The 14,926-nt window shown below is 46.3% G+C and carries 10 protein-coding genes and 1 riboswitch; of the genes, 1 reads left to right on the top strand and 9 read right to left on the bottom strand.

The features are described from left to right. The first annotated feature begins 3 nt into the window (after positions 1–3). Positions 4–903, top strand: coding sequence for a helix-turn-helix domain-containing protein (locus AC58QT_RS28355; RefSeq protein ID WP_497411912.1), 900 nt, complete (start codon positions 4–6; stop codon positions 901–903). Here AC58QT_RS28355 and AC58QT_RS28350 read toward each other — a convergent pair. The 9 genes from AC58QT_RS28350 to AC58QT_RS28310 all read right to left on the bottom strand — a co-directional run bounded on the left by AC58QT_RS28350 (position 887) and on the right by AC58QT_RS28310 (position 14,910). Continuing rightward, complete coding sequence (locus AC58QT_RS28350; protein ID WP_497411911.1) at positions 887–1,969, bottom strand: Gfo/Idh/MocA family protein; 1,083 nt, start codon at positions 1,967–1,969, stop codon at positions 887–889. The two genes, AC58QT_RS28355 and AC58QT_RS28350, sit on opposite strands and share 17 nt — an antisense overlap. 21 nt (positions 1,970–1,990) lie before the next feature. Continuing rightward, the gene (locus AC58QT_RS28345; protein ID WP_497411910.1) at positions 1,991–3,145 is read right to left on the bottom strand and encodes a Gfo/Idh/MocA family protein; all 1,155 of its coding nucleotides are present in this window, start codon (positions 3,143–3,145) and stop codon (positions 1,991–1,993) included. A 321-nt stretch (positions 3,146–3,466) separates the two neighbouring features. Then, positions 3,467–4,195, bottom strand: a complete 729-nt coding sequence (locus AC58QT_RS28340; protein WP_497411909.1) for an ECF transporter S component — start codon at positions 4,193–4,195, stop codon at positions 3,467–3,469. Then, a complete protein-coding gene (locus AC58QT_RS28335) occupies positions 4,162–5,856 on the bottom strand; it encodes an ABC transporter ATP-binding protein (RefSeq protein WP_497411908.1) in 1,695 nt (564 codons plus the stop codon). The genes AC58QT_RS28340 and AC58QT_RS28335 overlap by 34 nt, the downstream gene beginning before the upstream one ends. Then, complete coding sequence (locus tag AC58QT_RS28330; RefSeq protein ID WP_497411907.1) at positions 5,829–6,719, bottom strand: energy-coupling factor transporter transmembrane component T; 891 nt, start codon at positions 6,717–6,719, stop codon at positions 5,829–5,831. Before AC58QT_RS28330 ends, AC58QT_RS28335 begins: the two co-directional genes overlap by 28 nt. Then, positions 6,719–7,603, bottom strand: a complete 885-nt coding sequence (locus AC58QT_RS28325; RefSeq protein WP_497411906.1) for a DUF4430 domain-containing protein — start codon at positions 7,601–7,603, stop codon at positions 6,719–6,721. The genes AC58QT_RS28330 and AC58QT_RS28325 overlap by 1 nt, the downstream gene beginning before the upstream one ends. Positions 7,604–7,670: 67 nt before the next feature. Next, positions 7,671–9,302: an S-layer homology domain-containing protein gene (locus AC58QT_RS28320; RefSeq protein WP_497411905.1), complete on the bottom strand. Its 1,632-nt coding sequence runs from the start codon at positions 9,300–9,302 to the stop codon at positions 7,671–7,673. A gap of 70 nt (positions 9,303–9,372) precedes the next feature. Next, positions 9,373–12,564, bottom strand: a complete 3,192-nt coding sequence (locus AC58QT_RS28315) for a DUF4430 domain-containing protein (protein WP_497411904.1) — start codon at positions 12,562–12,564, stop codon at positions 9,373–9,375. A 122-nt stretch (positions 12,565–12,686) separates the two neighbouring features. Beyond that, positions 12,687–12,881: riboswitch (cobalamin riboswitch) on the bottom strand. Positions 12,882–14,286: 1,405 nt separating this feature from the next. Beyond that, a complete protein-coding gene (locus tag AC58QT_RS28310) occupies positions 14,287–14,910 on the bottom strand; it encodes an MBL fold metallo-hydrolase (RefSeq protein WP_068663456.1) in 624 nt (207 codons plus the stop codon). Between the last annotated feature and the right edge of the window lie 16 nt (positions 14,911–14,926).

Below are 14,926 nucleotides of genomic sequence, written 5' to 3'. Positions count from 1 at the left end.
CTGATGTCCTATGTTCGAAATATTGGTTTGAACGAGAATCCGCTCTATTTTGCCTATCAAAGAGAAAGCATTGGATCTGAGCAATATCAGGGTACGTTCCACGCCCATCAAGGGATAGAAATCTTACTTGTTCACAAGGGACATGGGACCTTGATCGTTGATCAGAAGAGCTATGAAGTAACCTCCGGGATGTTATGTGTGTTCCAGCCTTATCAACTGCACCATATTCAAGTTGAACCCGAGACGCCTTTCGTGCGCACCGTCGTTCAATTCGAACCTTCCGTATATGAATCCTACTTTGAACATTGGCCGCGATTGCTGGCTTTTTTCAAACATATCCATACCAGCACGCTGCAAACGCCCTGCCTATACGGGCTCAGTGAGAGTGAGCTGTTTCATTCGCTTTTCCAAAGCTTAGAGGCGAAGCTCCCCTCTATAAATAAAAAAGATGAGTTAGAGGAGTACTCCCTCTTTCTCATCGCTTTTTACCGAAGCTTCATGCCGCTGTGGGAGCAGCACGATGGTCAGATTCGCTCTGGCCCTACGCGTAAAACCCATCAAGCTGAGCGCATTCTCAGCTGGTTGGAGGAGCACTACACGGAACCGCTGCGTTTGGAGACGATGTCAGCAGAACTGCATCTCTCCCCATATCATTTGTCCCATTTGTTTACCGAGTGCACAGGTACCAGCATTTCCGACTATGTAACCGCTCGCCGACTGCAGCAAGCCGTTAAGCTGCTGATGTCTACGGATCAGACTGTCGCTCGCATTGGCGAAGCGGTTGGTGTGACGAATTGCTCTTACTTTTGCAAAATGTTCAAAAGCCACATCGGCATTACGCCGCACCAATATCGCAAGCAACTACTGAAGCAGTATGAGGCCACTCTTACTCTGCTGCCGTAATGATCATGGCATCGCGCTGTGCGATAAGGCACAGCTCTGCCGCTTTAAACGTATGCTCCTGTGTCATCGCCACTTCCGTACGGTTCAAGCAATCTAAGATCAGCTGACCAAAGTAAGGGTAACCCACTTGGCCGCTGACAGCAAAATGCTGCTCCCCATCCTTGTTAACGAGATACACATGATTACTCGTCTGTTCTCTGGCGATATCCACATATTTACGAAGCTCTATGTACCCATCGCTCCCCAGAATCGTCATGCGGCCGTCGCCCCATGTACTTAAACCATCCGGCGTCATCCAATCCACGCGGAAATAGCCGGTTGCGCCATTGTCTCCGACCAACGTAGCATCACCGAAATCCTCAAAGTTCGGATACTGCGGGTAATTATAGTTGGCTACTTTACTGTGTACAACCTTTGCATCTTTTGCCCCCGTAAAATACAGGAACTGCTCGATCTGATGACTCCCAATGTCACATAGAATGCCGCCGAATTTCTCCTTCTCAAAAAACCAATCCGGTCTGCTCGACAAACCAATGCGATGCGGCCCCAAACCAATGACTTGATGAACGCGACCGATCGCGCCTTGTTCAATTAATTGTCCCGCATAAATGGCACTTTCCACATGCAGGCGCTCGCTATAATAAACCGCATATTTCTGTCCTGTCTCAGCTACTTTCGCACGTGCTGCTTCCAATTGTTCCAGCGTTGTGAACGGAGCTTTATCCGTGAAATAATCCTTGCCGCTGTCCATCACGCGCAGCCCTAGTGGGCCGCGATCACTCGGGATCGCCGCTGCTGCTACAAGTTTCACCTCTGCGTCCTGCAGGATTTCGTCTAGCGAAGTTGCCGCACGAACACCAGGATATTGGCTAAGGAATTTATCCACCTTGGCTGGATCCGGATCGTACACCCATTTCAATTCCCCGCCCGCTTCACGAAGTCCATTACACATCCCATATATATGACCATGATCCAGTGCTGCCGCTGCAAAAATAAACTCACCTGGCTCACAAACCCTTTTAAAGCTCCCTTGTGGAGCATAATTCATGCCATCACTTTTTTGCATTATCGTAAATCTCCTCTGTTGTTATTTGAATGAACTTCCTGTTGTAATCGTCTGTGGCGCGAAATTTTCAATGGACGTGTTCTTCTCATAAAAATGCGTCGCATTCGCCTGCACACCGCTTCTCGTGTAAAACGCATCATCCGCGTCGAGTGGAAATTTCACCAGCTCGCCTGTGCTCGCTGATTTATAAATTCCGGTGATAAGCTCCAACGTTTGGCGGCCGCTGATCCCATCGATCAACACAGGAGCGCCCGTTTCAATCGCCGTTAACACATTGTCGATTTGGCCGACATGTCCGACATAGATCACTTCCGGCAAGCTGTTGTACAACGTTTCGAGCTCTTCCTCCAGCTCCTTATTCGGCTCTGGGAACCCATTCGACGTCGAGTTCGACGCCTTCACTTTCCATGGCGCAGATACGCGCGCTTTCGATCCTTGAAAAATCAACTGCTGCTCCTCACCGTGGTGAACGACTGAGCTTGTAATTTGACCTAAGGACCCATTCGCGAAACGCAGCATTCCGATGGACAAGTCCTCGACCTCGGCATTGTCATGCGACACATTGCTCATGAAGGCTTGGACCTCCGTTGGGCTGCCCATCATCCAGAGCAGGGCATCGATATGATGGACCGCATGATTCAGCGTCGGACCTCCGCCTTCCTTCTCCCACGTACCACGCCACCAGAGGTCATAGTAGCAATGACCGCGCCACCAGAAGGAATCGACTTGGGTGTGGACGATATTGCCCATAAGGCCGCTTTCCAGCACAGTCTTCATTTTCATCATTGGCGTCTTGAAACGGTTCTGCGCTACAACAGATAAAATATTTCCTGTGCGCTGCGCAGCTGCATTCATCAAGTCGCATTCCTCGAGCGAGGAAGCCATCGGCTTCTCTACCATCACATGTGAGCCTGCTTCTAGAAACTCAACCGTGAGCGAAGCATGCGTATACGGTGGCGTACAGATAGACACGAGATCGATATCCGCGTCTAGCAACTCTTTATAATCCTTCACAGCCTTCGCATCTTTCAGTTCGAATTGGTCAATTCGTTCCTGCGCTTTATCCTCATATATATCGCTAATCGCGACAATGGTACACCGCTCCGGAAATTTCAAATACGCTTCAATATGCGCTCTTGAGATCGCACCCGCACCAATAATTGCTACCTTTAGCATGCCATTCATCTCCCTGCTATTTGTTACTCAAAGCATAGCAAGAATGCGGTTACAAATGTGACGCTATCTTGTGCAAAAATGACGTTACTTTGCGGTATGGCATACAAAGAAATTCATCTAAGTGCTTAACAAGCACCGATGCCGAGCTTAACTATTTTTTGACTCAAGTTGATGGAGAAAATCTAGTTAGTTTAACCAGACGCGTTTGTGGAAGGTGGCGGCGATGTGGGAGGGGAATCGAGGGAGTAGGTTGCGTTAGATTAGAACGGAACAACAAAAACCAGCTCAAAGTGAGCTGGCTTTCCACTCTAACAAACGTTTCTAGGACTCCATGAGACCATACTTTCTTTTTATCCGCTCCAGCTTCTCAATCATCGGCCTCGATATCACGAACAAGAAAAACACCGTCGCAATCGCATGCACCAGATCAAACCAAAAACCGGAGATATAAACCGCCAGTAACGCTCCCCAAGAGAAGCTTGGCGTAGACATCAATAAAGAGCCCAAGTTAATAATGCCTCCATAGATCAGCAGCGTTGCTACTCCCCCAAACACACACAATGAGAGCTTGTTCTTCTTAAGCATTCCCTTCTTAAATAAAAGTCCAGCCACGAAGCCAACCAGGCCAAAACAGAACATTTGCCACGGTGTCCACGGCCCCTGACCAAAGAAGAAATTGGAGACGAAGCCTGCGGTCGCTCCAACAAGAAATCCTGCTTCTGCCCCAAAACAGACGCCGGCAATAATAACGATCGCAACAACCGGCTTGAATTGCGGCAGCATGAAGAATGCACCTCTCCCAGCAACAGCGATCGCCGCCAAAACAGCAATAACAATGAGCTCGCGCGCCTGTGGCTTACGATTTTCAAACACCATCGCAAATGGGATCATCGTATAGAGCACGATTAGCAGGCTAATGAAATAATATTTGCGATCATCGAGTACCAAAACCCCCAGCATAATCGTTGTAGGAATAATGATAAGAATGAATAGGGCGGCTACGATAGTTCGTCGACTTAAACGTTTACTAACTGCGGGCTTCTCAGGCAACAATCGATCACATCCTCTATCGTTACTGCGTCTGGCCAAATATGACGCGCCATGCGGTTCGCTGCTGTTGTGTAGAAACTATTCCCTGCGAAAAACTGATGAGCAGTGTTACTCGTTATCATGCTGCCATCAAAAAACATCGCACAAATCCCCCCGTACACAGCGCAGAATTCAATATCGTGCGATACCATGATGATCGTGACACCTTCGCTTTGAAGCTTTTTAAGGAATAAGCCTAGCTTTTCTTTAAAAAAGCCATCCAACCCCTTCGTCGGCTCATCGAGCAGGAGGATTTTCGGCTCTAATAACAGCACTTTGGCAAGTGCCGCCCGCTGCTGCTCCCCTCCGCTAAGGTCATAGGGATGCATATTCCGTAAGCTCTCCAACTCCGCGAAGTGAATAACTGCTTCCACTTTCAGTTTCTTTTCTTCCAACGTCAGCTTGGTATCCGCCAACATCTCATATAAATCCAATTCAACCGTTTTCGTCACAAATAATGTGGAAGGATTTTGTGGGAGGACGCCTAATTGATGGACGAAGAGTTGTTTGGCTTTCATTTTAGAAGGAGGATATCCATGGATCTCGATCTTCCCACGATATGGCTGTAAAATCCCATTCATAAGCGATAAGGTAGTCGTTTTCCCTGTTCCGTTGCCTCCAACCAAACAGTAGAACTGCCCCTCACGCACTTCAAAAGAAAGATCCTTGATGATGTCTGCCCCCTGGCGTTCATGCCTAAACCAGACATCTTTGAACGAAACAACAACTGGACTTTGGTGAGTTGTGGAGCCTTTTGGCTCATAAGTGATCGACGCTGCCTCTCTGTCTGCCAATAACGAATTAAGCCACTGCCGTCCCTCTTTGACGGTCACAGGAGAGGCCTCCCCACCGCCACCAACAACACCAGCATGTATCTGCATCGGCGATGGCATAGCAGCAAACATCGGGTGCTTCCTCACCCGCAACGCCTCACCAACCTTAGCTGGTTGATCATCTGCGATCACAGAGCCTTGATCCAGCACAATGAGCCGATCCGTTAGCGGCAATACCTCCTCCAATCGGTGCTCCGTCATGATAATCGTTGTGCCTAGCTCACGATTGATTTTACTCACGGTTTCCAAGAAATCCGTTGCTGCGATTGGATCGAGCTGGGAAGTGGGCTCATCCAGAATGAGCACAGAGGGATGCATCGCCATGATCGAAGCCAGATTCAGCAACTGCTTTTGTCCGCCTGAAAGCTCCGTCACACATTTATGAAACCAGGTCTGAATCCCGAAAAAGCTTGCCATCTCCGCCACACGCAACCGAATCGTGGATTGATCATAACCCAGGCTCTCCAGCCCAAAAGCCAGCTCATGCCACACCTTATCCGTTACAATTTGATTATCTGGACTTTGCAGCACGAATCCAATCTCTGAGGCTTGCGTCCGCTGATCTACTTCATCTAATGCCGACCCGCAAAAATGAATAGCCCCACTGCGCTCGCCATGCGGGGCCAGCACAGTCTTAAGGTGCCTAAGCAGCGTGCTCTTCCCACAGCCGGATTTGCCGCAAATTGTAACAAACTCTCCACTTTGTATCGTCAAGTTTATCACCGAGAGCGTCTCTTTCGCTTGCAGCGGAAAAGCAAAACTCAGATTCTTGATGTCATATATCGCCATTTGATCTCCTCCACAATCTGAATGAACACCGGCAGCAAGCATAGAGAACCATAAGCAACGTACACAATCACACTAAGTGGCGTTATGTGCTGCAAGTGAATCGAGGGAAAAAAACGCATCGTATTGTGCCCCATCCAAGCGCCTGCGGCGACAATGACGATAAGCCCTGCCATGATCATACTCGTCCTTCCATCCCGTCCATCGAATCGATAGAGTGAGAAACTCGTTCGCCCTGGCAGCCCATAGCCTCGTGATTTCATTGAATCTGCCGTTTCAATCGCGTTTTCTAACGCCCATGTCGTCATGATTGAAAGAATACGAATCCCATTGCGTGCCCTATATACGATGTTACCCTGCATGGCATCTCGCCCAATGCATTTTTGAGCGTTCGAGATCACTTTCAGCTGGGCCAAATATCTAGGGACAAAACGAAGAGCCATGGAGAGAACGAGCGATAATGCTGGTATCATTTTGCCGAAAATAAAAATAAATTTATCCGATGTCATTACTGCGTTATAGCAGGAAAACCACAAAATAACCGTCACATACATACACGCGGCAGCAATTCCGTATAGGATTGATTCCAGCGTTATCGGATTCCCATTGCGTAAATAGAACAGAATCGTGACACCCGCATGGCTAAAAAGTGGATTCATCACCGCCATTATCACAAGCATCGGAATCAGGTACAGCAGATTAAATTTGACTGCTCGCTTCCCTTTTAACATAACGGAATAGAGAGCACTGCTCAGGAGAGCAATAGCTTGGAATACGGGATGCATGAAAACCATACTGCACACGAAAACAGCAACGAAGTAGGCCAAATTAACCCAAGGGTGAAACGTCGAAAAGGAATCACGCATTACTTTTTCCCTCCTGCTGCCTTCGCATCTCCACCTACATCGCGCCCCAAGTCACAGGTATACACCCAGTCGATGACATCACGCTCTTTGAGCATATAGCGACTCGCCCCATAATTCGGGAACCAGCCATTCACCTTATACATCCAACCGCTCAACTCGCCGCAATCAAATTCATACAGATTATGAATCCCTTCAATATAGTTGCTGTTATAGATCGGAGTCATCGAGAACTCCATATGAATCTTGTTCTTTTTCATCTCTCGCAGCAGGACATCAAACACAGATTCCCCCTCATAAAAGGTGACCGTCTGCGCCTTGTAAATAACGCCATCTGCTGGCAGTACTTCGAGCTTATCCTTATTAAAGCTGCTCATATGGTTCAAAATCGTCTTACACGTCACGGATAAGGTAGCCGTTAACGTTTTTTTCTTGTTGACTGTGACATCCTGCCACTCAACAGGCTTCGGTTTGCCCTCAGGCACAGGTTCGGTTTGAAATTTATCCTTCGCTGGTTCTGACATTGGCGTTGGCGTTGCTGGTTGAGCGGATGGTTCAGGGCTAGTCGTTTCCACCAAGGGTTTCTTTGGAACCTCTGTTGGTTTGGGTTCAGCAGCAGGAATAGCAGTTGGCTTTGTATCTGCAGCCTCATCAGCTTTTGTAATCGCTGCTTGTGAATCCTTAATGTCGTTAACCGTTTCTTGAACCGGCTGCGTGATTGCTGTTGCCTGTGGGGCATCCGTTGTCACTGCCAATGGTGTTACTGGAGCTTCTGAGCGGCTTATCTCAGGCTGGATGGAGCTTTTCGGGCTATTCCCACCCCAGAAGAACGCAATGGCTAGCACGCCAACAATCCCCAATGCTATCAACCATTTCTTTATGGGCATGCGTTTATTCACATCCTTCAAGAATAAAGCAAGGGCACTCACATGCCCCTGCTTTTCATTTCCTATTCTATTTTACATCTGTCATATCGTATAATCGTGCTTGCCCTTTGATAAGTCGGTCATACGCCACCAATGCATACATCGCCTGATCGGTTGCCATAGCATCTACCTCACCTGGCTTGCCACCGCCATTATCCACACCGCCCGATTTCACATGATAGAAACCGCCATTGTCAGCGGAAAAGCTTAACAAAGCGTCCAAGGTTGATCTGCCATTTTTAACAAATCGAGCATCCGTATGTGGGTTAATCCCAAGACTAGCTAGCGCCACAATAACTTGAGCAATGCTTTCAGAGTTAGTCGCTTCATAACTTGCATAACCGCCATCCGTTGTTTGCGCTTTGGATAACCACGTCAGTGCGCGGTCCACAGCCGCCCCCACTTGCTGATTCGTTTTCACATAGGGAGCCAGACCTTGAATGGCCATCGCTGTGATGTCTGCATCCGGTTCATCTGCTTTCTCACCTAATGCCCAACCGCCGCCTGTGATCTCTCTTTTCAAAATAAAATCAATCAACAACTCTCTTGTTGTCTGCGTCTTAACACCATTAACAATCGGAATGTCGTAGCCTTTACTATCTAGTGCAATGAGGGCGAAGATCGGGCCATTGATGCCTTGCTTAATCAGCGTCTCGTAGTCAGCGAGCCACTCTCTCAAATTGTAGCCTGCTACTTGATCCACATTGCGTCCAATCGATGTTAAGCCAAGGATAACTCGGTCATACTCCGTATACTTTATCGCGTGCAGTTTGCCTGACTTTTCCTTCAAAATCTTTTCCACATTCGCGCAATACTTGGCGTAATAAGCATCTGGAACTGGAACGCCGGAGCGCGCCAGTCCGAATACCGTCCAATCTCCACCAATTGAATTCACCGTTGGATCCGTTATCGTTTGCTGCAGAAACGCCGCTGTTTGATTTATTTGCTTTTCAACCACAGCTTTATTGCCTAGATCTGGCTGCTGCGTATCCGGTTTGTTATCAAGCTTATACTGGTAAGCTCTCATCGCAACAACCGTTGCCATCTCACGGGTTACTTGATCAGCCGGTTGGAAACGATTATTCCATCCTGACATCAGTTCTTGGGAAATAATTGTTTGTACAGCCGCTTTTGCCCAAGCCGACACTTGATCCAAATCGTCAATCGTTGGCGTCTGCTCAGGAGATGAAAGCTTAAGCGCATTAAACATAATGACCGCCATTTGCTCACGTGTCAGCTTCTCATTGGGACTAAACTGGTCTGCGCTCATTCCTGTAATAAATCCAGCTTGATACGCAGTATTCACGAAAGGATAAAACCAATCCCCTTGTGTCACGTCGTTAAAGTTTATGGCCTTAGCGATTTGCACATCCAGCCCAAGAACGCCTACTAACATTTTTGAAAACTCAGCTCGCGTAACCTTCGTTTGCGGACTAAATTTACCATCGCTGCCCTCGACAAAAGCTTTCTCTGTCGCTTCGCTAATCGCATCAACAGCCCAAGGGGAGATCGTGTTGGTGTCGGCGTAAGTACCGCGTGTTACCTCTTCAACGTTTTCTGGCCGCATTGGTTCTGCTTGTGTCTTATCAACCACACATAGTACGATTGCTATAATGCTAAATAGTGCTGCAATCCTCTTTGCCTTCCATAAACTTTTCATTTCTGATCACCTCAAGCAATACTTAAAAGTGGAAAGAAGAGGATTTCTCCCCTTCTTTGCTAAGCTCGTTCTATTTTTTCTGCTCATGCAGTCTTAAGATAACCACTGCAACCATCTCTCTCGTTACAGAAAGTAACGGGTTGAAATACCCATTATCCTCTGTCAGTAACCCTGATTTAATGGCTTGATTAATGTATGGTAATGCCCAATCAGCAACTTGTGATTGGTCTTTTAGTTCAACTGCCAGCTGGTCCTCCGTCGAAACGCCTTGTAAACGGCCAAGAATTACAGCCATTTCCTGTCTGGAAATTGTTTGATTCGGTGCAAAGGTATAGTCTGAAATACCTGAAATCAAACCCTTAGACTTCGCTGTTACTATATACTTGTAATACCAATCTTCGGTGCTAACATCCTCAAAATCCGACTCACCGCTTATTAACTCGCTTCCTGTATAACGGACAATAAGTGCGGCAAACTCTGCTCTCGTTAATTCACGTTTAGGTTCAAATTTAGCTCCAGTTCCTTCCATATAACCCAAAGCAGTGACTTTTGCTACAGCATTCTGTGCCCAACTAGAAATAGCAACTGCGTCTTCATATTCTTTTTCCAGCGTATTTTTGGTTTCTTCGGTAGGTTCTGCAGGCTTACCTGGAATATTAGGATTACCAACGTTACCATTACCTCCTCCTACCGGTGGGGTATAGACATTTCCAATGTCTTTCCCGAGGTCTTTCGTGTACTGCCAACGAAGAACATCGTTATTTTGTAACGTATATGAACCAGCACTATAGTTTGGAAATATACCATTTACAGCATACATCCATCCACTTTGCTGCCCTTTATCAAACTCCCCTAAGTGATCAATCGACTGTACATAGAGGCTTGCACTTGAACCTGTATAAGACAACGCAATACTTTGGGAACTAAGTACTCTTTGCAGCAGTGTGAATGCTGTATCACCAGACTGCAGAGTAACAGATATAGGAGCAATGATATCCCCTTCACCCAGTGAGCGTTTTTCAACTGACAGTGTAACCTTCTGTGTTGTACCAGGTCCAGCTCCACCACCAGAACCAGGTGCTGTTACTAGCGTCGCTTTAAAGGCTAAAAACTCCGTGAAATGCTTCGTTTTAATTATTAAGTCGCTATTCTCGCTATAAGCATAAACATCATCGTTTCGATAGTTACTATTGTCATACTTAGGTATCGCGCTAAAATTTCCGTTTTCATCAATAAAACCAGCATTTCTGTCGCCCATTCCCTTTAATTTCAAGGTAACGTGTTGATTAAACTGGATGCGGCTATCACCGCCAACCTTAATACGTGAATCGATACTATCTAGCTTACTACCACTGCTCGTAAGTACTACGTTCACTTTATTCGTTAGAGAGGAATCTGTTGTATTTAGAATTCTTGGCAATTGAATTTCATTGTTCCAATTAACTGATGTAACTTGTGTATAAGCTGGTATGTTCAATTCGGTACTGCCCCGTTTAGCAATAACCTCTGGCAAAGCTGGTGTTGTGAAAGAGAGGGTAATTTTATTCGTCGCTGGATCATTATCATCTGTCGAGAAGGATACATTGGACTCACTCGCGCCAACATTGACGATCTGATCCCCCGACGTGTTTACATTATGAATGGTCAATTTATTACTTGCTGAGTTACTAACTAACGCAGCTGGTAATGCTTGGAGTGTTAGCGTCCCTTTTTGACCTTGACCTGCAAATGTAACCGTAATATCTTGTTGATTGCTTTCTTGCGTAATATGATCGATTGTCAATCCTGTAGTGCCAGGATTAAAGCTCCAATTCGCAGTTACATTAGCACCAGAAGTGAACGTATCGCCAACTAGTTTAATCTGCAAGCTCGGATTGAGCGTTCCGATATTCGTATTCGAAGCTATTGCAATGGAAGGCCAGCGGCCATAATAAAATGTAACGTTATCATTTTCGTTTAAAATATAATCTGCTGCACCAATTAAAGGTGAATTACCATTCACTTTATACATCCAACCATCATATCCGCCAAGACTTCCTGCAGCTTGACCTGCTATGGAGGAGAGATAAGGACCATAACTACTGTTTTGAATGACAAAATTTATGCTCGACTTCTCAAGTGCTTGTTTCAAGGCATCCATAGCTGTTGGCTGACTGCCATAGACTGCTGCAGTTATCGACTGCTGTGGTAGTATTGGGTTATTAATGCCATCAACGTTTATTTGTACGGTAGTTAGATTAGGCTTATCCGCCAAACGTTGCCAAACTGATTTACCCTGCTGAATATCAGTTAGTGCGATTAATACTTGCTCCGTTGCCATCAAATTTTGGCTTGGCGGAGTTACTTTCCAAGAAAAAGCTCCATTGGGCAGTTGAAAGCTATAAACAGCATCAACAACAGTGTGACCATTGACGACCCAATTTGCAGACAACATGTCTTCTCTAACTGCAACCAAACCTGATACCGATGTGGCCCAACTGTTTGAATTGTCACCATACCCCCACTGACCTGCAGAATTAAACCCAGCATTGTCTAATTGCCTTTGTTTCAATAACGTTTTTGCACGTACTATTGCAGCTGCAGCTGCGCTATTGGATTGATAATTGCCAAGTGCAAGCAACGCCATCCCAGTAATATCTGTATCTGATTCACTTCCAAAGAAAGCAAACCCGCCATCAGACAGCTGTAAGCTAAGTAAATTGTTTAGCGCTTTTTCTTTGGCTGTATCGTTCCAGGTTCCGACGTCATGTCCCCTCTTCTTGCCTGTATCCAGAGCAAGCATCGTCCAAATCTGTCGGTTAGAACCTCCAAAGGAACCTGTTGTTGGGTTTTGCTGAGCTGCTAACTCTGCGTATAAATTACGATCCGTTTCCCAAGCATGGGAAGGATCAAGATTCATAGCCAACAGGCCAAATATTAAATTAATATGGTATGTACTGCTGTCAGTAGGTAGTAAGTCACCAGGATCGCTTTGCTCCCAAGAAGGCAGTGTCCATTTGCTATTATGTAGATCTTCCCCAGCGCCCCATAGTGCAACCATCTGCCACCAAGAATTGAGTTCAGAGCGATTTTGCTCATAAAATGAGACGGTATCCGCGATCATTGTATTCAATTTCGTACTTGGATTTACTTCGACTGCTCTCGCAGCTTGTGGAACGAGCAATAAAGCTATTAGAGCTAAACTAAGAAGAGTAGAAATCCCTTTTTTCATCAAACGGAACAAACCAATCACCTTCATCTTCCTTAAAATAGTTTTAAACAAAAAAAACACCTTCCCCCCGGTTCCAGAGGAAAGATGTCTTTGTAAGAATCATGTTAATCAAAAAATTAACCATTCTTTTAGCAAATGCAAAGAAACATCCTCCTCCCATCCTCGTGGGGGAAAAATAATAAACTTATCAGGCAGGTCTCCTGGCTTCGCTTCATCGCTTGTACAATCTCCTTCCCCTCTTGGTATCGAGAGTGGCTATGATTGTTAGCTCAGCGTTACAGTGGCGGGACCGCATCGGACTTCAACCGAACTTCCCTATTAAGCTTCCGCTAGATTCAGCGGAGAGCACCTATTAAGCTAGTCTATGAAATTGTTTGTAATCATGACGAATTGTACATGAGTTCTGCGTAATAGACAATCCTTTTTTTCCACAAAATCAAAAAGGCAACCCCACAAGACCCCTTGGTCCTATGGGACTGCCTCTCTTCTACCCGTGAATTTCGTAAATTAGTATCTACAAATACAACGTGTAATGATAACCAATAGAATGAACAATACTAGGATGCTAGCAGCTGAATTGTTTTTCGGTGGACATGGAGCTACTGCGTGAGTAGTCACTGGTTTAGGGAAAACATATTCAGTTTGTTGGTAAGACGCGTGTAGGTGGATCGGTTGCTGCATGATTGGCGCTGGAGCTGGCATCGGAGTGGGAGTCGGCATTGGCATTGGCATCGGCATTGGAGTTGGCATTGGCATTGGTTGCATTGGGTAATTCGGAACTTTTACATATTCCATGAGAGAGCACCTCCTAAATGATTCCCTTAAGGGACTTACACAAGCTTACGGTTTAACTCAAAGGTTATTGTTGAAGTTGGGTGAATAGCTTACAACATCAGTCTATGGGGAAGCACCTACGTTGCACACGGTAAACACCCAGTTACTGAATAAATTGGGTGGGTGTCATGGGCGAACGAGCATACAGCTGCCATTTCTCATACCTCTCATCCCTTAACTCGAATTTTTCGACTTACAGTTGCTATTTCTCCGCTTTCTCATCCCCTAACTCGAATTTTTCGACTTACGGTGGCTACTTCTTCACCTTCTCATCCCCTAACTCGAATTTTTCGACTTACAGCTGCCATTTCTCCACTTTCTCCTCCCCTAACTCGAATTTTTCGACTTACAGCTACCATTTCTCCACTTTCTCATCCCCTAACTCGAATTTTTCGACTTACAGCAGCTATTTCTCCGCCTTCTCCTCCCCTAACTCGAATTTTTCGACTTACAGCAGCCATTTCTCCGCTTTCTCATCCCCTAACTCGAATTTTTCGACTTACAGCGGCTACTTCTCCGCCTTCTCATCCCCTAACTCGAATTTTTCGACTTACAGCGGCTACTTCTCCGCCTTCTCATCCCCTAACTCGAATTTTTCGACTTACAGCAGCCATTTCTCCACCTTCTCCTCCCCTAAATCGAATTTTTCGACTTACAGTTGCTATTTCTCCGCCTTCTCATCCCCTAACTCGAATTTTTCGACTTACAGCGACTACTTCTCCACTCCCCCATCCCCTAACTCGAATTTTTCGACTTACGGCTGCCATTTCTCCACTTTCTCATCCCCTAACTCGAATTTTTCGACTTACAGCTGCCATTTCTTCACTTTCTCATCCCCTAACTCGAATTTTTCGACTTACAGCGGCTATTTCTCCGCTCCCCCCTCCAAACCCCAAAAAAAAGGACCGCCCCCTCAACAGAGGGAGCAGTCCTTATCTTTTACACGTATGGGTTATTCTCACGTTCGAAGCCGATCGTTGTTTTCGCGCCATGCCCGGAATAGACGATAACCTCGTCATCCAACAGGAACAGCTTATCCTGAATGGAATCCAACAGGGTATTGTTGTCTCCACCAAGTAAGTCGGTACGACCGACCGATAATTTAAACAATACATCACCGCTGAACAGGTGATTATCATACAGGAAGCTCACACTACCTGGAGAATGACCAGGGGTGTGGAACACTTTGAGCTTAATGCCCAGGAACTCCAGCACTTGTCCCTCGTCCAAAGCAAATTCCGCTGGATCCGTCACAATCGGAGCACCGAGGTCAGGCCAGCGAGCAGAGCCGTTTTTCTTCGGATTCGTTAGCCAATCGGCTTCCAGGTCATGAATATACACCGGACACCCCTTGAGCTTACGAATCTCATCCACGCCACCGATATGATCGAAATGCGCATGCGTCAGCAGAATCGCCACGATATCCATATCGGCAATCTTCTTGATCAGCGACTTCGGATTCATACCGGGATCGATAATAATACCTTGATTCGTCTCTGGATTCGACAGTAAGTACGCGTTCGTCTGAACCGGACCCAGGACGAAGGATTGAATGTTAATCATCGTGATGCCACCTTCA

It is taken from the genome of Paenibacillus sp. J31R109, from assembly GCF_059692055.1.
This window is presented reverse-complemented; position numbering and strand designations above follow the sequence as displayed.

Excerpts from the sequence above, each read along its gene's own strand:
- AC58QT_RS28320 (WP_497411905.1), bottom strand. The coding sequence starts at position 9,302 with ATGAAAAGTTTATGGAAGGCAAAGAGGATTGCAGCACTATTTAGCATT.
- AC58QT_RS28345 (WP_497411910.1), bottom strand. The coding sequence starts at position 3,145 with ATGCTAAAGGTAGCAATTATTGGTGCGGGTGCGATCTCAAGAGCGCAT.
- AC58QT_RS28325 (WP_497411906.1), bottom strand. The coding sequence starts at position 7,603 with ATGCCCATAAAGAAATGGTTGATAGCATTGGGGATTGTTGGCGTGCTA.
- AC58QT_RS28330 (WP_497411907.1), bottom strand. The coding sequence starts at position 6,719 with ATGCGTGATTCCTTTTCGACGTTTCACCCTTGGGTTAATTTGGCCTAC.
- AC58QT_RS28355 (WP_497411912.1), top strand. The coding sequence starts at position 4 with ATGTCCTATGTTCGAAATATTGGTTTGAACGAGAATCCGCTCTATTTT.
- AC58QT_RS28310 (WP_068663456.1), bottom strand. The coding sequence starts at position 14,910 with ATGATTAACATTCAATCCTTCGTCCTGGGTCCGGTTCAGACGAACGCG.
- AC58QT_RS28350 (WP_497411911.1), bottom strand. The coding sequence starts at position 1,969 with ATGCAAAAAAGTGATGGCATGAATTATGCTCCACAAGGGAGCTTTAAA.
- AC58QT_RS28335 (WP_497411908.1), bottom strand. The coding sequence starts at position 5,856 with ATGGCGATATATGACATCAAGAATCTGAGTTTTGCTTTTCCGCTGCAA.